17 protein-coding genes, 1 tRNA gene and 5 pseudogenes are annotated in these 21,239 nt (G+C 37.2%); 21 read left to right on the top strand and 2 right to left on the bottom strand.

The genetic code is table 11. The annotated features are described in order from the left end of the window. Nucleotides 1-185: 185 nt before the first annotated feature. Nucleotides 186-1,292, bottom strand: a complete 1,107-nt coding sequence (locus AAGD66_RS06635; protein ID WP_264724224.1) for a hypothetical protein — start codon at nucleotides 1,290-1,292, stop codon at nucleotides 186-188. Continuing rightward, nucleotides 1,258-2,490: a hypothetical protein gene (locus AAGD66_RS06630; protein WP_264724223.1), complete on the bottom strand. Its 1,233-nt coding sequence runs from the start codon at nucleotides 2,488-2,490 to the stop codon at nucleotides 1,258-1,260. Before AAGD66_RS06630 ends, AAGD66_RS06635 begins: the two co-directional genes overlap by 35 nt. Before the next feature lie 287 nt (nucleotides 2,491-2,777). Here AAGD66_RS06630 and AAGD66_RS06625 point away from each other — a divergent pair, with 287 nt between their 5' ends. The 21 genes and pseudogenes from AAGD66_RS06625 (at nucleotide 2,778) to AAGD66_RS06525 (ending at nucleotide 21,136) form a co-directional block, all read left to right on the top strand. Next, nucleotides 2,778-3,797, top strand: coding sequence for a virulence RhuM family protein (locus AAGD66_RS06625; RefSeq protein WP_265024618.1), 1,020 nt, complete (start codon nucleotides 2,778-2,780; stop codon nucleotides 3,795-3,797). A 37-nt stretch (nucleotides 3,798-3,834) separates the two neighbouring features. Further along, nucleotides 3,835-4,311, top strand: a complete 477-nt coding sequence (locus AAGD66_RS06620; protein ID WP_341814462.1) for a Holliday junction resolvase — start codon at nucleotides 3,835-3,837, stop codon at nucleotides 4,309-4,311. 131 nt (nucleotides 4,312-4,442) lie between these two features. After that, complete coding sequence (locus AAGD66_RS06615; RefSeq protein WP_264724220.1) at nucleotides 4,443-5,681, top strand: DNA modification methylase; 1,239 nt, start codon at nucleotides 4,443-4,445, stop codon at nucleotides 5,679-5,681. Nucleotides 5,682-5,688: 7 nt separating this feature from the next. Beyond that, a complete protein-coding gene (locus AAGD66_RS06610) occupies nucleotides 5,689-6,186 on the top strand; it encodes a MarR family transcriptional regulator (protein WP_265024673.1) in 498 nt (165 codons plus the stop codon). A 133-nt stretch (nucleotides 6,187-6,319) separates the two neighbouring features. Then, nucleotides 6,320-7,624 (top strand): annotated as a pseudogene (locus tag AAGD66_RS06605) (phage terminase large subunit family protein); the annotation flags it as partial. Between the two features lie 91 nt (nucleotides 7,625-7,715). Then, nucleotides 7,716-9,041, top strand: coding sequence for an IS4 family transposase (locus AAGD66_RS06600; RefSeq protein WP_264339118.1), 1,326 nt, complete (start codon nucleotides 7,716-7,718; stop codon nucleotides 9,039-9,041). Between the two features lie 14 nt (nucleotides 9,042-9,055). Beyond that, nucleotides 9,056-9,580, top strand: a pseudogene (locus AAGD66_RS06595) (terminase gpA endonuclease subunit); the annotation flags it as partial. After that, nucleotides 9,580-9,798 carry a gpW family protein gene (locus AAGD66_RS06590; protein WP_264374239.1) on the top strand — a complete coding sequence of 73 codons (219 nt, stop codon included), beginning with the start codon at nucleotides 9,580-9,582 and terminating at the stop codon, nucleotides 9,796-9,798. The pseudogene AAGD66_RS06595 and the gene AAGD66_RS06590, both read left to right, overlap by 1 nt. A gap of 26 nt (nucleotides 9,799-9,824) precedes the next feature. Continuing rightward, a complete protein-coding gene (locus AAGD66_RS06585; RefSeq protein ID WP_264374238.1) occupies nucleotides 9,825-10,856 on the top strand; it encodes a YhcG family protein in 1,032 nt (343 codons plus the stop codon). Continuing rightward, on the top strand, nucleotides 10,856-12,280 hold the full coding sequence (locus AAGD66_RS06580; RefSeq protein ID WP_341814461.1) for a phage portal protein: 1,425 nt from the start codon (nucleotides 10,856-10,858) through the stop codon (nucleotides 12,278-12,280). Before AAGD66_RS06585 ends, AAGD66_RS06580 begins: the two co-directional genes overlap by 1 nt. Nucleotides 12,281-12,761: 481 nt before the next feature. Next, nucleotides 12,762-14,552, top strand: coding sequence for a group II intron reverse transcriptase/maturase (gene ltrA, locus AAGD66_RS06575; RefSeq protein ID WP_264724217.1), 1,791 nt, complete (start codon nucleotides 12,762-12,764; stop codon nucleotides 14,550-14,552). 25 nt (nucleotides 14,553-14,577) lie between these two features. Beyond that, nucleotides 14,578-15,663, top strand: coding sequence for a S49 family peptidase (locus tag AAGD66_RS06570; RefSeq protein ID WP_264724216.1), 1,086 nt, complete (start codon nucleotides 14,578-14,580; stop codon nucleotides 15,661-15,663). Nucleotides 15,664-15,830: 167 nt separating this feature from the next. After that, on the top strand, nucleotides 15,831-16,199 hold the full coding sequence (locus AAGD66_RS06565; protein ID WP_264724215.1) for a head decoration protein: 369 nt from the start codon (nucleotides 15,831-15,833) through the stop codon (nucleotides 16,197-16,199). Between the two features lie 51 nt (nucleotides 16,200-16,250). Beyond that, a complete protein-coding gene (locus AAGD66_RS06560) occupies nucleotides 16,251-17,255 on the top strand; it encodes a major capsid protein (RefSeq protein WP_264724214.1) in 1,005 nt (334 codons plus the stop codon). Nucleotides 17,256-17,428: 173 nt separating this feature from the next. After that, on the top strand, nucleotides 17,429-17,734 hold the full coding sequence (locus AAGD66_RS06555; RefSeq protein WP_264724213.1) for a hypothetical protein: 306 nt from the start codon (nucleotides 17,429-17,431) through the stop codon (nucleotides 17,732-17,734). Beyond that, on the top strand, nucleotides 17,735-18,244 hold the full coding sequence (locus AAGD66_RS06550; protein WP_265041215.1) for a phage tail protein: 510 nt from the start codon (nucleotides 17,735-17,737) through the stop codon (nucleotides 18,242-18,244). After that, nucleotides 18,244-18,609, top strand: a pseudogene (locus tag AAGD66_RS06545) (hypothetical protein); the annotation flags it as partial. The gene AAGD66_RS06550 and the pseudogene AAGD66_RS06545, both read left to right, overlap by 1 nt. 59 nt (nucleotides 18,610-18,668) lie before the next feature. Further along, nucleotides 18,669-19,431, top strand: a pseudogene (locus AAGD66_RS06540) (IS5 family transposase). A 13-nt stretch (nucleotides 19,432-19,444) separates the two neighbouring features. Further along, nucleotides 19,445-20,281, top strand: a pseudogene (locus AAGD66_RS06535) (hypothetical protein); the annotation flags it as partial. Nucleotides 20,282-20,349: 68 nt separating this feature from the next. Then, nucleotides 20,350-20,421: transfer RNA gene (locus AAGD66_RS06530), tRNA-Glu, on the top strand. A gap of 28 nt (nucleotides 20,422-20,449) precedes the next feature. Continuing rightward, the gene (locus AAGD66_RS06525) at nucleotides 20,450-21,136 is read left to right on the top strand and encodes a 16S rRNA (uracil(1498)-N(3))-methyltransferase (protein ID WP_341814459.1); all 687 of its coding nucleotides are present in this window, start codon (nucleotides 20,450-20,452) and stop codon (nucleotides 21,134-21,136) included. Nucleotides 21,137-21,239 lie beyond the last annotated feature (103 nt).

Here is a 21,239-nt window from a genome sequence, read left to right as displayed (position 1 = left end):
CAAAAAGATTGAAGAAAGCAAAAGAAATTTAGGCTTTTACGTAATTGAGAATTTGTATTTTTTTAGATAAGGCAAAAACTGTGTTTTAAAGCTAGATGCGACTTTAGAGTCAACCAAAGCTTAAAACTCAATTACATGAATTTTACTTTTTCCATTATAACATCTTTTACTTCTCGTCAACACAGTTAACGAACTACCACAGTAAAAGGGTTAATACGGTAACCATAATCTCTACGCGATGATCCAGGCCAACCAACTGTTTGAATCACATCATTACGTTCGATGTTTAGTCCTAACTTTTTAGCTAAGGTGGTTTTTATTGTCCTTTGGATTGTGTTTAGTGGTTTTCTGATGTGATGTTCTGGATCTGCTTCTTGATCAAGATTTAGATGTTTTTCTATTTGAGCTATGCTAAGCAACGTGTGTTTTTCAGGAGGCAATTCTTTTTTACAGTCATTCAAAAATTGTTCAAATAATATGCGAAAAACTTTCATACATGCTACAGCTTTCTTATTCAGAATCTCTATATTGTTTACGTAAAGTGAGCCTTCTACCAATTGTAACTCTAGTAATTCTTTCTCTCTAGCAGGTTCAATTTGCTCAAGTGAAGTATGTAAAATTTGCATTGAAGTATTTGGTATTAACTCTGGTACTCCTCTTTGTACTGCTTCTTGAAATATTTCAATTAAAGTCCTACGCTGACAGAAAAGGTCAACCATTTCTACTATAGGCAAATCAAGAGGTATGTCTGGTATGTTTTTTCTCAGTATTACTAATACGGTTGGATTGACTCTTAGCCTATCTATGGTTAAGAATGTTGGATTGGTGCAAAAATCAAGAACAATGAGATTTACAAATTTACCTTGGCCACCAACATGATAAACTCCTCTTTCCACCTTTTGCCACATGAAATGCGTATTACTTAGCTGACCTTCAAACCAATGCATGATTTTCTCTGGGTTTAAATATACAGATAAGCGATGAAATCTTTGCTTCTTGTAGGTGTTAGGCAAAATATCACGGTTGCAATTTTCACAAATTATATTATCGCATACTTCATCAAAATCCTCATCAATGAAAATCTCATTGTTACAGTATGGATCAACTATATTTGGCCAATCTAATTTATCTTGTCTATGAGAGCAGATAATATAGGCCCTCTCTTGCATCTTAATTAATTCAAGATCTGACAAATACTTTGCTGCTTTAATGTAGTTTTGATTTGGATTAACCCAAGAGCTACCAGAATTAAAAAGGTCAGAGATTTGCTCTTGGCAAGATTGTAAGACCATAAGACTGTTTCATATATGCTTTAAAATCTTCTCTTTCCTTTTTATTCAATGGATGTTCGGAATAATAAATTGCTATGTACTCATCACTTCGCTTAAAAAATAATCCTATCTTTTTGTCTTGAAATATTATCTTCATCAATTCAATAGATTTTAGTATATCACCAATAGAAGGGTGTAAAATATAGAGCTCAGATGCAATAGGATCATGTGGTATAACGGTTAAAGTAATGCAAGTGTTGCTATATTTAAAACGATTTGACTGAAATTTTAACTCAAAAGTGAATATATTTGAATCAGAGCCATCAACACAAACTTTAATGAATTTATATACTTGCTCTGCAAAGTTTTTATCCTGCGCGTTTACAAAAACACATTCAGAGCTAAAATAACGACTTGCAATGCTATTTGCTATCTCTGTAGCTTGATCAATATTTTTGGCAGTAAGATCTACCTGAGTACCATTAACTAGAAAATCCAAAATCATCCAATCTGGCTTATGACCATGAATAACCTTATTTGAGTTTAGTAGTAAATCTATACCACTAGCTCTACGAACTAATACATATAAACGATTTTGATGGTAGAAGAAACCTTGTAATTGATTTTCAAAACCGTCATTGCGTTTAATGTCGTCTTCTTTCAGTATCTGCACTATGGTTTCCTGAGAGATGAAGTCTTTAAATGGAACATTTGGCTGTCGTGGTGTCTTTTGAAGAGCAAATGATACAGAACCTTTTCTTTGTATTTTTTCAAAGTGATAGACAGACTTTAAAAGGTTGTGATCTACATGAAACAATAGAAATAACAAAGACTTCTTGTCGTATTTATTGTTACCTTTTAGAAGGTAGGATTTCATGAGTTCGTCAGTCAATGCAGATCTTGCAATTTCACTGACAGTAGCTTCAAGCTTTGCACGTTCAAAACAGCTAATCAGATAATAAATAACTAGAGAGTCTAAATGTTTAGCAATCACTTTACGTTTATATTGTATGGATGTGTTATCGTAGTCTTGATCATCAAAGAGTTGACCATTTAGCTTGTCTTTAAAGCAGTGTTGAAAGATAACACTTAACTGCCTACCAGAAAGTGAATTCATCCAGGAATGACGGACTTCTGTATTGTGAAAACGCTCAAGTAAGTAGTTAACTGGTACTTCTAAATCATCTTCCCAGAATTTACGGTTTGGGTAAACGTTCATAAGAAATTAGCTAAGCTACGTTAGCATAATAGATTAATTACATTGTTAAGATAGAAATCTGAAAGTCTTGACCAATAATTATACAATGCTTGTTTACTGATTTTTAACCAAGTTTTTTTCTAAAAAGTTTATTTAAGAAGAAGATTTTTTGGACAAAAATTTTCCAAATCCTGAATATATATTATATAAGCTTAAAACTTTATGATAAAAGCAATCCAAGAACAGAGTATGGAAATCTCTTTCAAATAAAATTGCTACTTAAAGCAGATAACAATTTGAAAAGATGTATGAAACCAGATAACAATGAAATCTTATTTTATGAGACAGAAGATGGAAAGGTACATATAGAGGTCAGGTTTGAAAATGACAATCTGTGGCTTACACAAAAACATATAGCTGAGCTATTTGGTTGTTCAAGTGATAATATTTCATTGCACCTAAAGAATATTTATCTAAGTAAAGAGTTAGATAAAAGTTCAACTACCGAAGAATTTTCGATAATTCAAAAAGAGGGAGAAAGAGAGGTAAAACGTAATGTAGTGTTCTACAATTTAGAAGCTGTTATATCAGTAGGCTATCGTGTTAGTGGCATAGCTTTTCGTACATGGGCAACCGATAAACTAAAGAAGTACATTTTTAAAGGCTTTGCAATAGATAGTAACAGGTTTAAAAATGGTACAAAATTTGATGCCAGGTTTTTTGACGAGCTAGTTGAAGAAATAAGAGAAATTCGAGCTAGTGATCGTATGGCTTACCAGAAAATTACAGATATTTATGCAACTTCAGTAGATTATTCAAATTGCGCAATTGAAACGAAAAATTTCTTTGCTGTAGTACAGAACAAATTGCATTTTGCCATTACCGGGAATACAGCAGCGGAAATTATAACAAATAGAGCAAATAGAAATAAACCAAATATGGGCCTAACAAATTGGCGAAAAGCACCTAAAGGGAAAATATTTCTTTCTGATACACATATAGCAAGAAACTACTTAGATAGAAATGAAATTGCTCAACTGAATAAGATAGTGAATATGTATATAGACCACGCAGAGTTTCAAGCTGCTCGAGGTAAGGTAATGTATATGAAAGATTGGAAGGAAAAGCTTGATGCATTTTTAAGATTTAATGAGCAAGAGATATTAAAGAACTGCGGTAAAGTTTCTCATGAGATAGCAATTGCCTTAGCTGCAGAAGAATATAAAGAATTCAGAAAAACACAAGATAAATCATACAAGTCAGACTTTGATAAATTGGTAGAAGAAAATAGAAAGAAAACTCTAATTAAGAAATCTCCTTATAAGTAGAAAAACTAAAGGTCTATAAGTATATAAAAAATAAAATATGTCAATCCTAACACTAGACCTCGGCAAACAAACAGGCTGGGCAATGCTTACAGATGGAGTAATTCAAAGTGGTAGTGAAAACTTTCATGGTAGCCGTTTCAGCGGAGGTGGCATGCACTTCTTAAATTTTCGTAGGTGGCTCAATGAGATGAGGGAAAGATTTTCAGATATTGAAGCAGTGTATTTTGAAGAAGTAAGAAGACATTTAGGTACTGACTCTGCACATTGCTACGGAGGCTTTCTAGCTCATTTAACAGCTTGGTGCGAGGAAAACAATATACCTTATCAAGGTGTACCTGTCAAGACCATAAAACGCTTTATCACCGGTAAGGGTAATGCAAGTAAAAGTGAAGTTATTGAAGCTGTGAAGGGAAAAGGGTTTATTCCTCAAGATGACAATGAGGGGGATGCTTTGGCGTTGATGTTCTATGTTAATAATTTTAGTAAAGATTTTAATATGCTAGATAACACATAGGAAGTGGGTCCTTTCGGCCAGACTGGCGGACTTAGGAGCGAAACCCCGGGTCCTCTCTAGCGTCAGACGTATTTTGATTATTAACTTTTTAACAAGTTATTAAGAATTTAAACATAACAACTATTAGGAATATGAACTTAGCAATCCACTACTATCCTATTGAAAATCTTGTCGAATACGATCGTAACCCTCGCAAGAATGACGATGTAGTAAACAGAATGTGTGCCTCTATTCGGGAATTTGGTTTTCGTATCCCAATAGTTGCAAAAAGCGATGGCACTGTGGTTGATGGTCATTTACGCCTCAAAGCAGCAAGAAAACTGGGTATGGAGAGTATTCCCGTAGTGCTCAGTGATAACTTAAGTGAAGCCCAAACCAAAGCTTTTCGGTTACTTGCCAATCAATCAGCTAACTGGGCAAAGTGGGACGATGATCTTTTAAAAGTGGAAATTCAAGAGTTAGAAGATTTGCAGTTTGACCTTAAAATGACCGGATTTGAGCTAGAAAAAGTCCAACGCTTTCTTGATAATCTTGATGGAAGGGAAGAACAAGGGGAAAAGGGAGAAAAATTTTCTGATTTAGCTGGTGATGACAAAAAAGTGGAAATAACAAAACCAGGGGATCTGTGGATTTTAGGTGGTCATCGAATCTACTGTGGTGATAGTTGTCTGGTTGAATCATTTAAAGCGGTACTGGACGATAAAATGGCAGATATTACCGTGTGTGACCCTCCGTATAACGTAGCATATGGTGACAGTCAGGAAAGAGAAGACAAAAAAATACTAAACGATGATCAAGGTGAAAATTACGAATTGTTCCTTTATGACATTTGTACTCATGTTTTAGCATACACCAAAGGGGCAATTTACATCTGTGCATCATCATCAGAGCTTTCGACCTTGCAAAAAGTATTTGAAGAAGCAGGGGGAAGATGGTCGACATTCATCATTTGGGCAAAGAATCATTTTACGCTAGGAAGATCTGATTATCAAAGACAATACGAAACAATACTCTACGGGTGGAAAAACGGCAATAAACGTGAGTGGCATGGGGGACGCAATCAGAGTGATCTCTGGTTTTACGATAAGCCAACGTACAACTCACTGCACCCAACGATGAAACCAGTGGAGTTAATGGAGAGAGCGATAGTAAACAGCAGTAGACCAGGGGACATAGTTCTTGATCCATTTAGTGGTTCTGGAAGTACATTAATTGCATGTGAGAGGACAGGAAGAATATGCAGAACTATAGAACTTGATTCCGCCTTCGTCGATGTAACGATAAAGCGTTGGCGGGTGTATACGGGAAGAGAAGCGATACTTTCGGATACTGGAAAGACTTTTGCACAAATTCAAGAAGAAAAACGGTAAAAAAGGGGTGAAAGAGGGGAAAATCACGCAGACAGAATGGGCAAGAGAACTAGGAGTTTCAAAGCAATACGTCTGTTACTTAGTAAAGAAAGGAATAGTTGAGCTGGAGGATGGTTTGATTGACCGAGAACAAGCAAATAGAGCAATAGAAGCAATTAGAGATCCAAGTCAACCACTGAGGAGAAAAGGTGGAGAAGAAGGGGAAAAAAGAGGAAATAATGATCTTTCAACGATGTTGCTTAAAACCCGAATTAAAAACGAGATGGAGCGGGGAAAACTGCTCGAGGCAAAAGCAAAAGCTGAAATTGGTGAACTTATCTCAGTAGAAGAAGTAAAGACTGAAGCATTTAATGTTGCAAGAGTTGTCCGTAATAATTTGCTTAACATTCCAGATAGGGTTTCAGCGTTACTAGCATCGATAAATGACACAGAGAAGATCCATGAAACGTTAACTGAGGAAATCAGAACTGCGTTGGAAGAGTTAGTGGAAAATACATTTCAATGATACTAAGGAAGCACTTGATAGGTTTAATAAACATATTAGTTGCAATACTGATTTTAAGTAAGGCATCAGCAGATACTTATTGCAGACAAAAAATACCTCTTTTTCTCCTTAAAAGTGCAACAATTGCAGCATTATGATATACAGCAGTAGTTTTTATGCAGGGCTAAGGCCAGATCCACCACTAAAAGTATCAGAGTGGGCAGATAAGAACCGTCAGCTTTCGACGATAGCATCATCAGAGCCAGGAAAATGGAGAACAGAGAGAACCCCATATCTTAAAGAAATCATGGATTCACTATCTTCATCTTCACCGGCTGAAAAAGTGGTATTCATGAAAGGAGCGCAGATAGGAGGAACAGAAGCAGGAAACAACTGGATCGGCTACATTATCGACCAAACACCAGGTCCAATGTTGGTAGTGCAGCCAACTGTAGAGATGGGAAAACGTTGGTCAAAGGGAAGATTTGCACCATTAATTGAAGATACGCCATGTTTAAGGAGTAAAATAAAAGACCCAAGGTCGAGAGATTCAGGCAACACTGTACAAAGTAAGGAATTTCCGGGAGGAACGGTAGTAGTAACAGGTGCCAACAGTCCAGTGGGTTTACGTTCAATGCCGGTAAGATATCTTTTTTTAGATGAAGTAGATGCATATCCAGGAGATTCAGGAGGAGAAGGAGATCCAGTTTTACTCAGCATTGCCCGAACTAATACATTTACGCGGCGAAAAATATTCTTAGTTTCAACACCAACGGTTCACGGAATAAGCAGAATAGAGAAGGAATTTGAGAATTCAGACAAACGATACTTTTTTGTACCTTGTCCACATTGTGATCACTATCAGGTGCTGAAATGGCCACAGATAAAGTGGAAAGATAAAGATCCCTCAACAGCCCACTACGTTTGCATAGAGTGTAGGGGAGAAATAAAAAATCATCAGAAAACAGAGATGTTAGCTAGAGGTGAATGGAGGCCTACTAATCCAATAAAAGGTGAAAAAAAAGGATTCCACCTTTCAAGCTTGTATAGCCCAGTTGGTTGGTATAGTTGGAAACAAGCAGTGGAAGATTATCTGCATGCAAAGGAAAATGAACAATTACTAAAAGTTTGGATAAATACAACACTCGGAGAAACCTGGGTAGATAAGGGAGAAGTACCAGACTGGAAGCAACTATTTGAGCGTCGAGAAAATTTTCCGATAGGCATGGTGCCAAAAGGTGGAAAAATAGTGTTAACGGCAGGGGTTGATGTACAAAAAGACCGCTTAGAAGCAGAAGTAGTAGCATGGGGTATGGGTCGTGAGAGTTGGTCAATAGACTATCAGGTATTAGAAGGTGATACTGGAAGTGGAGAAGTATGGGAAAAACTTTCAGAGCTTTTGAATCATCATTTTATCGGTGAAAATGGTCTTGAATACATGATAAGCATGATGGCGGTAGCATACGCGTCAAGTTAAGGAAATAAAGGTATGAAAGAGATAGAATAATAAGGTATAAGTTCTCCCAGATATACTTTTAGTGAGAGAACCAATGAATAAAATAACTTGCTTATCAAAAAAGCTCAAAGAATTTTTTAATGAAAAAGCAGAGAAAATCTCAATTACAACAAGGTTTATAAAAAGAAAGAGAAAGCTAAAAGGTTCATCATTCGTAAAAGCCATGGTCTTGGGTAATATAGGAGTTGATAATTGTAGCGTAGAAACAATGTGTCAATTACTAAACGAGGACTCGATAGATATAACAAAACAAGGTTTGGATTTTAGATTTACTGAAGAAGCAGTGGAATTTATGAAAAGGATGTATAATGAATCTGTGATTCTCTTTAAAAATATCTTGCAAGTTGATTGCAAAATCTTACAGCAATTTAATAGTGTTAAATTATTGGACAGTAGCTATATTACTCTACCTAACAGTATGGAAGAGATGTATAAAGGTTATGGTACTAGCTACAGTGGCTATGAAAGCAATACTAAGTCTGGAATAAAGTTACAATTAGTTTTCGACTACATGAATCAGATAATAGACCAACTTAATTTAACGGAGGGGGTAAGATCAGACCAGGGATATAGGAAACATTTAAGTAATATATTAAGCAATGATTTGCTAATATCTGATCTCGGTTATTTTGTGCCAAGTTCTTTTAAACAAATCAATGAAATAGGAGCTTATTTCATAAGTCGTTATAAATCCGATACCAACATATATGATGTAGAAACAAATCAAAAAATGGAGTTATTAGAATGTTTAGAGGATAAGTTATTTTTAGAAAACGAGGTATTGTTAGGAAAAGAAGCAAAAATTAGAGTAAGAATTATATGTCAGAAACTAACTGAAGAACAGTCTATGGCCAGAAGAAGGAAAGCTAATAGATTAGCAAGATCGCAGGGATATACATCCTCTAAAAGAAATCAAAAATTGTTGAACTGGTCAATATTTATAACTAATGTTCCAGAAAATAAAATTAGTGCTGAGCAAGTATTAACGATTTACAGAGTAAGGTGGCAAATTGAGTTATTATTTAAATTGTATAAAAGCCATATCAGGCTTGATAAGCTAAAAGGAAAGCCATGCAGAGTATTATGTGAACTATATGCTAAATTGTGCGCAATTCTTATATTTCACGGCATAGTTGGTTGCACAGAAGTGAAAAAGAATACAGAACTTAGCTTAACAAAGGCATTTATTGAGCTAAAAAGGCGGGTTAGAGAGTTATTTTTAGTATTAACCAAAATTAATAGTTTAAAAGCATTTCTTAAAAAACTCACTATAACTTGGTCGCGATTTTCATTAAAAGACAAACGTAGAAGGGCTAGAGTATCCACTTTAACCTCTCTAAATTTGCTCACAATCTCTTAACTTGACGCGTATGGATGGCGGTAGATGCTGGGTATGCAACACAAGAGGTATACAACTGGGTAAGAGGTCACCAAGGGTCAGGGAGAGTAATGGCAGTAAAAGGGGCAAACAAAGCGCTAGTGCCACTTAGCAGCCCAAGTAGAGTAGATGTAACAGTTAGCGGACAAAAGCTAAAGAGAGGAATGAAGCTGTGGCCAGTTGGGGTATCGATATTAAAGTCCGAGCTTTTCCAATTACTTAATGTTTTAACAGAAGGGGCGCCGGGGTATTGTCATTTTCCCGAATATCCACCTGAATATTTTAAGCAACTTACTGCAGAACAACTAATTACCAAGGTAGTAAAAGGGTATACCAAACAAGAGTGGCAAAAGATAAGGGATCGAAATGAAGTACTAGATTGCAGAGTTTATGCAAGAGCAGCATCGATAGCACTGGGAATAGATAGATGGCCAGAGAGTAAGTGGGAAAGTTTAGTAGGTGAAAAAACTAAAAAGTCAAAAAGAGTGAGAAGAAGTCAATGGTTGAATAAGAAAAGTTGATGTATAGCCAAGAATATTTAGATCAAGTAGAAGAAGCGATAAAGAAGCTACAGAGCGGGAAACGGGTAGTATCGATTGCATATGGCGATCACGTGGTTAGGTACGGAGAAGTGCAGATAAATGACCTCTTGAGCTTAAGACAACGCATTAAAGCTGAGCTGAAAGTTGCAGGTGTGAAGAGAAAGATTGTTATTTCAACGAATAAAGGGATCATATAATGATAAAAATCGTTGAAAGGAACGCTATGACAAAAATTATAGGAAAAGAATATACAGAATTTTTAGAGCAGTTGAAAGGTTATATTGCTACTAATCGTTACAAAGCAGCACTTGCGGTTAATAGTAAGCTTATTTTGCTTTATCATTATACTGGTACAGAAATCTTAAAACGGCAAAAAGAATATGGCTGGGGAGCGAAAGTTATTGAACAACTAAGTAAAGATTTGCGAGATGCTTTTCCTGATATGAAGGGGTTTAGCATTCAAAATCTAAAGTATATGAGAAGGTTTGCGGAAGAATATAGCGAAAACGAAATTCGTCAACAAGCTGTTGACCAATTACCTTGGGGTCACAATATCGTAATAATGTACGAAATTAAAAACAAAGAAGAAAGATTTTGGTATGCTAAAAAGTCGCGTGAACACGGCTGGTCTCGTAATATCTTGTCGATGCAAATTGAAACAAATTTGTATAAACGTGAAGGTAAAGCAATAACAAACTTTAGGAATAAGCTTACATCGCCTCAATCAGATTTAGCACAGCAAACGCTTAAAAATCCTTACGTATTTGATTTTTTGAGTCTTGGTAAAAAAGCGCATGAAAGGGAAGTAGAAAAAGCTCTTGTAGCTCACATAGAACGTTTCCTTTTAGAACTTGGTGAAGGGTTTGCATTTTTAGGAAGGCAGTACCATTTACAGGTTGAAGATAGAGATTTCTATTTGGATTTGCTCTTTTACCACGTTAAGCTTCGTTGCTATATTGTAATTGAACTAAAAGCAGGGAAATTCAAGCCAGAATACACTGGAAAGATGAATTTTTACCTTTCAGCAGTTGATGATTTATTAAGACAGCCAGGTGATAATCAATCTATTGGTCTTATCCTCTATCGCTCTAAAGTTGGAGTTGTAGCCGAGTATGCATTACGTGACATGAACAAGCCAATAGGGTTAGCAGAGTATCAAATCACTGAAAATCTACCAGAAGAGGTAAAAACAGCTCTGCCAACAATAGAAGAGTTGGAAGCTGAATTATCAAAAGTTTCAGACAAGGAAAAGTAATGCTACTAAAATCATTCAAACAATTATTCCGCAAACCACCAAAGCCTAAAGGTTCAGCATGGGATGCGTCAGGCTCAGGAAGAAGATTATTGCACTTTCAACCAGAGTCAGGAAGTATAAATAGCTTACTCTCTCACAGTCTTGAAACTTTGCGTAGTCGATCTCGAGATATGGTGAGAAAGAACTCCTATGCAGCAAACATCATCGATACGATAGTGAGTAATTGCGTTGGGACAGGAATAAAACCGCAGTCAAAGGCGAAAGATGCAGAATTTCGGAAAAAAGTGCAAGAATTATGGCTGAGATGGACAGATGAAGCAGACAGTAGCGGAGTAAGTGATTTTTATGGATTACAAGCTTTGGTTTGTAGGAGCATGATAGAAGGAGGAGAATGTTTTGTAAGACTTCGAACAAGAAAACGAGAAGATGGTCTTTGTGTGCCGTTGCAACTGCAAGTACTTGAATCAGAGCATTTAGACAATAAGAGCAATCAAACTTTAGCAAATGGTAATGTAATAAGAAACGGGATTGAATTTAACCGACTTGGGCAAAGAGAAGCGTATTACCTATTTCGAGAACATCCGGGTGAAGGATCATTTGGAGAGTCAGTTAGAGTACCAGCAAATGATGTTTTACATATCTATAGACTACAGAGGCCCGGGCAGATTCGAGGAGTACCGTGGTTGTCCAGTGTACTGTTAAAGCTCTATGAACTAGATCAATATGATGATGCGGAATTAGTCAGAAAAAAGACTGCAGCGATGTTTGCTGGGTTTATTACGAGACTTGATCCTGAGGCAAACATCATGGGAGAAGGGGAAAGCAATGAGCAAGGGGTAGCATTATCTGGTTTAGAACCTGGAACTATGCAATTACTTGATCCCGGAGAAGATATTAAGTTCTCGGAACCATCAGACGTTGGGGGAAGTTATGAAGCATTCATGAAACAGCAGCTCAGAGCAATAGCAGTAGGCATGGGAATAACTTACGAGCAGCTAACAGGAGATCTAAGTGGTGTCAATTATTCATCGATACGAGCAGGGTTAATAGAGTTTCGCCGGAGGTGTGCAATGTTACAGCATAACGTGGTAGTATTTCAGTTTTGCCGGCCAGTATGGTGTAGATGGTTAGAATTAGCAATACTATCTGGAGAATTAGACATAAGTGAAAAAGGGGCAAAAAAGGTAAAATGGATAGCGCAAGGGTTTGATTGGGTAGATCCACTGAAAGACCAGCAAGCACAGCAAATGGGGGTAAGAAATGGGTTTAAAAGTAGGTCAGAGGTGGTTTCAGAGCTGGGTTATGATGTAGAAGAAATAGACCAAGAAATTGCCGAAGATCAAAGACGTGCGAGTGAATTGGGATTAAGTTTTGATTCTGATGTACAAGTGCGATCCGAAAGTCGTGATTACTGGGAAGGTTAAATTCCTTCTCCCCAGACATCGGGGTAAAAGTATGTTTCACACTTCAAGAGGTGGCAACTTTTGATAGTGCAAGCATGAAACAAAAAGGGGTAATGTTAAACCTTATAACAAATCCCCCTGAACAGGTTGTATATGGTTACGAAAGAAACCTATGATAGAACTGTCGTTACAGAGAATATGCGAAAAGGGGTTGATACGCATAGACCAAAAGGTGAGAAGTGAATGAGGAATTAGGGTGGTGTACGCCTGATTTAGATGTTCTTAAACTTCCGGCAGATAGTAGGAACCTAAGTACAACGAGAAACGGTAATCATGAAACGGAGTAACTACATGAAAGCTCTTATTGTCCCTTATTTTAAGGAGTAACTAAGAAGGTAGCCAACCGCAAGCTTTCATTGTGGAAGGATTGTCCAAGAAGCTAATGCCTAGAGTAATGTCTAGGATATGCAGACGTGGACACTGTAGTTTGGAAGGTAAAGTTATGAGTAGTAGTGAATATGTTATGAACCGACAAAAAGTCAGGTATGAATGGAATGAAATTCCTTGGCGCAAGCTAGAGAAATCTTCATTTAAGCTACAAAAACGAATTTATCGAGCTTCTAAATGTAAGGATATCAAAAAGATGCATAATCTTCAGAGATTATTACTAAAATCAACAAGTGCAAGAATGCTAGCTGTTAGGAGAGTGACTCAGGATAACAGAGGGAAAAAGACTGCAGGTATTGATGGAAAAGCGAATCTTAATCAGAAAGAAAGGTTACAAGTAGCATATTCTTTAGATATAAGAAAAAAAGCAAAACCATCAAGACGGGTCTGGATTCCAAAACCTGGTAGACCGTCGGAGTATCGCCCGCTCGGTATTCCCACTATATCGTGTCGAGCAAAACAAACACTTGTTAAAATGACACTAGAACCGGAATGGGAGGCAAAGTTTGAGCCAAACGTTTACGGCTTTAGACCTGGTAGATCATGTCATGATGCCATTGAAGCTATATTTCAAACACTTATTAAGAAAACGGCATTTGTGTTGGATGCTGACATTTCTGGGTGCTTTGATAATATAAACCATCACGCATTGCTGGAAAAACTTAATACCACACCAACTTTGAAAAGAATTATAAAAGGATGGTTGAGAGCAGGGGTGATGGAAAATAGAATATTTTACCCAACTAGGTGCGGTACAATTCAAGGTGGAACAATTTCTCCATTACTGGCATGTATAGCACTAAATGGTTTGGAACAATATATTAAGGCAGAACTGAGCGATGAACTCTTTCAGTACAGAAAGAGAAAGTATAGCACAGTGTCGCAACAGTGGACAAGGCAATCTCTAAGTGTAATTTTTTACGCTGATGACTTTATTGTTTTACACGAGAGTGAAGAGATAATACTCAAGGCAAAGGATTTAATCGAAAAGTGGTTAAAAACTGTTGGATTAGAACTGAAACCTTCAAAGACAAAAATCTCCCACACGCTCAGATCAATAAATGGACAGAGACCAGGTTTTGATTTTCTAGGCTTTACTATACGACAGTACCCGACAAAACAAAATAAGATGTCATTCAAACCAATTATCAAACCAAGTCGCGATTCTATAAAACGACATGCATGGACTATCAAAAAGAAACTCAGAGAAATGCGAGGAGCACCACAAGAAGCTATAATAAGGGATCTCAATCTAATTATTAGAGGATGGTGTCAATATTATACTTCTGTAGTTTCGAGCAAGATCTTTGAATTACTGGATAGTATCATGTTCAGAAAGATTTGGAACTGGGCAGCTCGTAGACATTCAAACAAAGGAAGATGCTGGATAAAGAAGAAATACTTTGGAAGGTACATCAATGACAATTGGGTGTTTATGACAAATAAAATGAATCTTATCAAACACAGAGGTCATGCTATAAAACGGCATATCAAAGTAGTTGGAACCAAATCCCCATACGATGGTGATTGGGTATATTGGGGAAATCGTCTAAAGAAAGTACCAGACAAATCAACAAGAGTAATAAATTTATTGAAGCTGCAACATGGTCAGTGCAATCATTGTCAACTCTGGTTTAAGAATGATGATATTTTAGAAGTTCATCATAAAGACCGGAATAAAAGAAACAATATGATAAAAAACTTGTCATTGTTGCACGGGCATTGTCATGATCAATTACATAAAAGTATGCGTGACAAGCACCAAATTACAGAGGAGCCGGATGATGGGCAAACTATCAAGTCCGGTTCTGAAGTCGAGTGGGGAGAGGCGACTTTCCTCACTTAGATAACAGTAGTTTTGCGGAAATGACATGAAACAACAAGCAATGTGGCTGAACAGACCGGTAATGATGGAGCAAAGAAGTTTTGATCTATTGTCATTACAAGCAGGAAAGCAGCCGATTTTTAAAAACATAAAACATGCAGTAAGAAATAATGAAAGGGGAATAAAAGTACATGGAATCTTGACGAAGAATTCAGAGGCTTTTGACGATATTTTGGGGATGACATCGTATGAGAAGATACGTGAAGAGATAGAAAAAGCTTTAATAGATGAAGAAGTAGAAACAATAATTTTGGACATAGACAGCCCCGGAGGAGAAGTAAACGGTTTATTCGACCTTTCGGACTTTATTTACGAAGCAAGGACAAAAAAGAGGATTGTGGCGATAGCAAATGATGATGCTTACTCTGCTGCGTACGCTATAGCTTCTAGCGCTGAAAAGGTGTATGTAAGCAGAACATCGGGAGTTGGAAGCATAGGAGTAATAGCAAGTCACATTGATCAAAGTGGATTTGATGAAAAGCAAGGGATAAAATATACAACTGTTTTTGCTGGAAGTCGAAAGAACGATTTAAATCCGCATGAGCCGATAACATCAGAAAGTGTGGAAAGCTTACAAGATGAAGTAGACCGCCTATATGAGATGTTTGTCGAGCTTGTAGCAAGAAATAGGAATCTTTCCACGGAAAAAATCAAATCAACGGAAGCAGGGCTATATTTTGGTGAGAAAGCAATAGAGATTGGACTTGCTGATGAAGTGATAACATATTCTGAATTTATAGATAGGAGAAACAATATGAGTAAAGCTGAATTTAACTATAAGGGCCACACCATCGATGCTGATGAGTTAATGGAAGAATCAAAACGAATAGGTTATGAGAGGTGCCGCAAGGAAGTATTAGAGGTAATAAGATTGTGTAATTTGTCAAAGATGCCAGAGAAGATAGGAGAATTTATTGAGCAGGATGTAAACGCAAAACAAGCCCAAGAGATATTAATGTCGATACTGGCGGAGAGAACGAAGAAGACAGAGATACTGAGCACAATACCACAAAGTTCATCAGAAGATTTAATGATGCAGGTAGCAAGAACTCGAGCGCAATCTGGCATTTGAGAAATTTAGGTACCAGCAATTACAAATGCCGCGGTCCGCCAGAATAGCCAATTATAAAGTTTTTACCGCGACGTATAGCAACTTTAAACACCGCGGTAAACAAATCTTATAACCGCCGTATATAACACTAACAAAAGCGGCGGTAAAACAATTAAGGAGAAACATTTATGAGTTGTATAACTGAACAAAATAACCTTGGTGACCTATTAAAGTATGAGGCATCAAACCTATATTCAAGAGACCAAATAACAGTAGCAAAGGGGCAAAACCTTAAACTTGGTGCGGTTGTTGGTCGTGATAAAGATGATCTAATTAAAATTATAAACTTAGCGGCTACAGATGGCACGCAAACAGCAATAGGTGTGATAACAAGCGATGTAAACGCAACGGAAACCACCAAAGCAGTAATCATTACTCGTATAGCAATGCTAGCTGATCATGCGGTTGTGTGGCCAACAAATATCACTGAAGAGCAAAAAGCTGCAGCAATCAAGCAACTTGAAGCACGGGGCATCATCATTCGTAAGGAAGTTTAAAACTGCTCAACTGAAGAGCAAAACCAACTTAAAACACTAAAGGGGAAAAACATGCAAAATCCATTTACAAATCCAGCATTTAGTATGACGGAATTAACTAAAGCAATAAACATATTGCCGATAAATTATGGTCGAACAGAAAGCTTAAATTTATTTCCAAGTAGATCGGTAAGATTTCGACATATTACGATAGAAGAGCAAAACGGAGTATTGAGTTTATTACCAACGCAAGTTCCCGGAGCACCAGCAACAGTGGGAAAACGCGGAAAACGAAAAATAAGAACATTTACGATACCACATATTCCCCATGATGACGTAGTGTTACCTGAGGAAGTGCAAGGAATAAGGGCATTTGGGTCAGAGAATGAACTGAAAGCATTGGCTAACGTGGTAACAGATCATCTGGAATTGATGAGAAACAAGCACGCGATAACGTTAGAACATTTGCGAATGGGGGCGCTCAAAGGAATAATTTTAGACGCAGATGGGTCAGAGTTATTAAACCTCTACAACGAATTTGAAATTACGCCAAAAGTAGTAAATTTTGCGCTGGGAACAGCAACCACCGATGTCAAGCGTAAGTGTCTGGAAGTATTGAGGCATGTTGAGGACAACTTAAGTGGTGAATACATGACCGGGATTCATGCGCTGGTAAGTCCAGAGTTTTTTGATGCACTAACTTCGCATGCCAAAGTAAAAGAGGCATATGAGAGATGGCAAGAAGGAGAAGCACTCCGGAACGACATGAGGTCAGGATTTACGTTCTGTGGAATAACATTTGAGGAGTACAGAGGGCAAGCAACCGACCCTGAAGGAAATGTGAGAAGGTTTATAGAAAAAGACACAGGACACTGTTTTCCACTTGGTACAGCAAGCACATTTACTACTTACTTTGCGCCAGCGGACTTTAATGAGACGGTGAATACCCTTGGTCAGCCATTGTATGCAAAACAAGAGCCAAGAAGATTTGATAGAGGGACTGACCTTCATACCCAATCAAACCCTTTACCGATGTGCCACCGTCCGAGGATATTAACAAAAATCGTTGCAGCATAGAGGAGCCAAAAAGGAAAGAATGACTTTCCTCCTACCAATATAGCCACTTTGTGTGCCTTTCAAGTTTATTGCATAAAGAGGTAAAATGGTTTTTGTGGGCAGAGCAACTACAAGAAAAGAGGTATGAAAAAGCTGCTCTGCTCGAAGTAAAAGTTAATACATAAAAAGAAGACATGCAAGGAAATATTAAGAGATTATTGAAAGATTGTTTTACACATTTAGGGCAGCAAGCTTTGTATGAGTCAAAGGATAAGTCGTACATGGTGCAGATATTAAAACAGCAACCAGACAAACTCTATGGTATCGGTGAAGGACAATTTGTAGGGGAGATGGTTTTTCTCGAGGTGAGTATATTCGATGTATTGCAGCCAGTAGTAGGAGATATCTTTATTATTGGTAAGCGTAAGTACAAAGTATATTCACCACCACTTAGGGATAATTCAGGAATATTGTGGAAAATTCAAGCATCAGGGGTGTAGATGCGTATTAACATCGAAGTCACCGGTAGTATTGAAAAGGTAATACAAAGTATAGATGCTGAAAGGAAAAAAGTGGAAAAAGCGACGGTGAGGGCATTAAACAAAACAGCACTATGGGTAAGATCGCAAACTGTCAAACAAGTTAGCGAAGAAAAACAAATACCAAAAAAAGCAATGAGAAAAAAGTTAAGTGTGGATAAAGCAAATAGAAAGCGTTTGTGGTCTATAATAAAGCTTAGTTCGCAGTGGATAGGAGTAGTAAAACTTGGGAGTATAAAACAGACAAAGATAGGAGCAAAAGTAGGAAGCCGTACGTATGAAGGAGCATTTATAGCAACAATGAAAAATGGTCATATAGGAATATTCAAAAGAAGGTATACCACGTCTTTGCCAATAGATGAAATTAAAATAAACACTCATGCTCGGGAAACAATGAAAGAGTTAGTTGATAATGAAGTAGAAAGAGTATTTGAGAAGTATTTTGATCAGCAAATGAGTTATATGAAATAATGTTCTGGGGAAATTTACATCAGGCAATCTGTAATAAGCTCAGGGAAGAGATACCAGCAATACAGACATGTGAAGTGTATAGAACGGTACGTCGGGAAATAATAGCGCCAGCAGTGTTTGTAGAGCTTGCAAGTTTAGAACCAGGGAAAGATCCGGGAACAGAGGAATTAGCACTAAGAGCAAGATTTGAGGCAAGAGTGATAGTTGATGGAACAGTCGAGGATTCCTCGGTGGTTGTAAGGTCACTGGCAGCGGAAATTACAAGGGTAGTGAATAAGAATACTTGGGACGTGGAAAATGTTTCAGCAGGTGAATTTATATCAGCAGGAGGGGATGATTTTAGGCCAGAATTAGATGCATATCTAGGTCTTGTCGACATAAAAAAATAGTGATATAGAGTACTCTTTATTAATAGGTAAAGAGAATGCTATATGATTTAAAAGATGAGCAATGGGAGAGAATAAAAAACAGTCTGCCAGGTAAGGAAGGAGATAGAGGAAGAAGCGCAAAAGATAACAGGAGATTCGTAGCTGCAATAATGTGGATAGGTAGAACAGGAGCAACATGGAGAGCATTGCCGGCTGAGTATGGAAAATGGTCAAGTGTACATAAACGTTTTATAAGGTGGGCAAAATCTGGTGTTTGGCAGATGATTTTCAACACATTAGCTGTTAATGGAGACACAGAGTGGCTCATGATAGACTCAACAATAATCAGGGCACATCAACATGCTGCTGGTGCAAGAAAAAAATGTGGAAACTGGTAGACAAGAACAAGAGCTGGGACGGTGCAAAGGAGGATTTTCAAGCAAATTACACGCTGCTTGTGATGCTTTGGGCAACCCACTGAGATTCTTTGTTACTGCAGGGCAAAGATCGGATTACGTAAAAGCTTTAGACCTGATAGAAGGCAAGAACATGGAGGCACTTATTGCCGATAAAGGGTATGACGCAAATTATATGATTGAGGCTGCAGAAGCTGTAAATGCTGAGCCAGTAATCCCACCGCGTTCCAACAGAAAAACACCAAGAGAATATGACAAAGAATTGTATAAAGAGAGAAACTTAATCGAAAGGATGTTCAACAAAATCAAGCACTTCCGCAGAGTTGCTACACGCTACGACAAATTGGCCATAGCTTTTCTGTCTTTTGTTCACATTGCTGGCATTTATCTTTGGTTAAAATAAATGTCGACACTGCCTAGGAAAAGGCGCAGAGTATTATTCTACAGATGATTTGAATGTTGAAGCTATACAACAAAAACCTCCTAGAACCTCTGAATATGAGCCAATAACTATGTACGCTGAGGTGAACAACAATGTAATACCACCTCAAAAACCTCCTAGAACTTTTGAGTATAAGCCAAAGAGCACTAATTATGATGCTTTGCCTTCAAAAGAGCCAATTTACGCTGAGGTGTATGATGCTAAGGTTAGTAACTCATTAGGGGAGAATGGTTATTTGAGTGTATCAGAAGAATCTATTTATGCTGAAATATATGATTCACATAAAAAATCCACTGAAAATTTATCATTGGAAGATAGTGGTTATTTGAGTATATCAGAAGAACCTATTTATTGCACTATAGATGATCTTTCAGAACAAAAAAAGCCTGCTAGCCTAAAACAGAAAGAGCCAGAACAGTCGTCAGAACCTATTTATGCTAGGGTAGATTTGTCCAAGAAAAGAGCAGAAAGAAAAGCAAAAGACATAAAAGCTAATTCTGGAACTTGCCATGGGTTAGTGCAAGATAAAGTGAATGATTGGCAAGTGAAGCTAAATGAGCTAAGTGCTAATAAGTCGATAAGTCAGCAACAGACTAATGATCAAAAAATTAAGACCAAGGCTGGCTTTAGTGTAGAAGAAATAAGGCAGAAATATGAGCGTAGAGATTCTGGCTACGATTCTGGCTATGATTCCGATACAAAAGTTGAACAACAATTAGAATTAGCTCCTAAATCTGAGATAGGTTCAGTGAGTATTGAGCATGGAGTAATAGGAGGCTGTCGATATAAGATTACTGATATATCCCTCTAACTATGTGATTCAAAATAATTGAATTGACTTTATATATGTAATCGATATAACCTAGTTAGATTCAAGTTGACTCTTTCGTCTAGTGGTTAGGACACCACCCTTTCACGGTGGTAACACGGGTTCAAATCCCGTAAGAGTCACTCAAATAGAATATAATTAAAGTTTTAAATGGGAAAAATTAGGCTTTATGTTGAAGAAGCTTTATCACAAGGCGTGAGTTTAGCACTTAATCCACAACAAAGTCACTATATTTGCAATGTAATGCGGCTTAAGAAGTATGATAATCTCTCTCTTTTTAATGGAAAAGATGGAGAATGGTTAGGAGAAGTAGTTAATATATCGCGTAAATTGACAAAAATTACACTCAAAGAATGTGCCAAACAACAGCAATATGAGGGAAATTTATACCTGTATTGTGCCATGGTAAAAAGTGCTGCTTTGAACAACATAGTAAGACAGGCAACTGAAATGGGAATAACTTGCATTCAATTTATTTCAACGGAACGTACAGTAGTAAAAAACATTAAACTAAGTAGAGCAAAATTACAAGCAATCGAAGCAGCGGAACAATCCGGTAGGATGAGTATACCAGAGATTTTGCCTCCTATTAACTTTTGCGAATTACCTGATTCCCAGAGTAAAAATTTTGTTTTATGTGATGAAACAGGTAAAGCTGATAAAGTGCTGAAAGGTAAGAAAAATGTTGCTATTATTGTTGGCCCTGAAGGTGGTTTTTCATCTTATGAACTTGATCTTGCCGATAAGTTTTGTCAAAAATTGAGTCTAGGAAAAAGAATTTTAAGAGTCGATACCGCTGTGGTTGCTGCACTAACTTTCACCAATTGGTGTAGCTAGATTTTTAAATATGGCTAAGATAAAGAAATCTGGTTCAGTGTTGCGCGCACAAAAACCCTGTAGACTTTCTACGAAGCAGTCTGTTGTTAAAGAGGAGCTAATA

This window comes from Wolbachia endosymbiont (group A) of Dendrolimus pini, assembly GCF_964026835.1.
Classification (GTDB): Bacteria; Pseudomonadota; Alphaproteobacteria; order Rickettsiales; family Anaplasmataceae; genus Wolbachia; species Wolbachia pipientis.
This window is presented reverse-complemented; position numbering and strand designations above follow the sequence as displayed.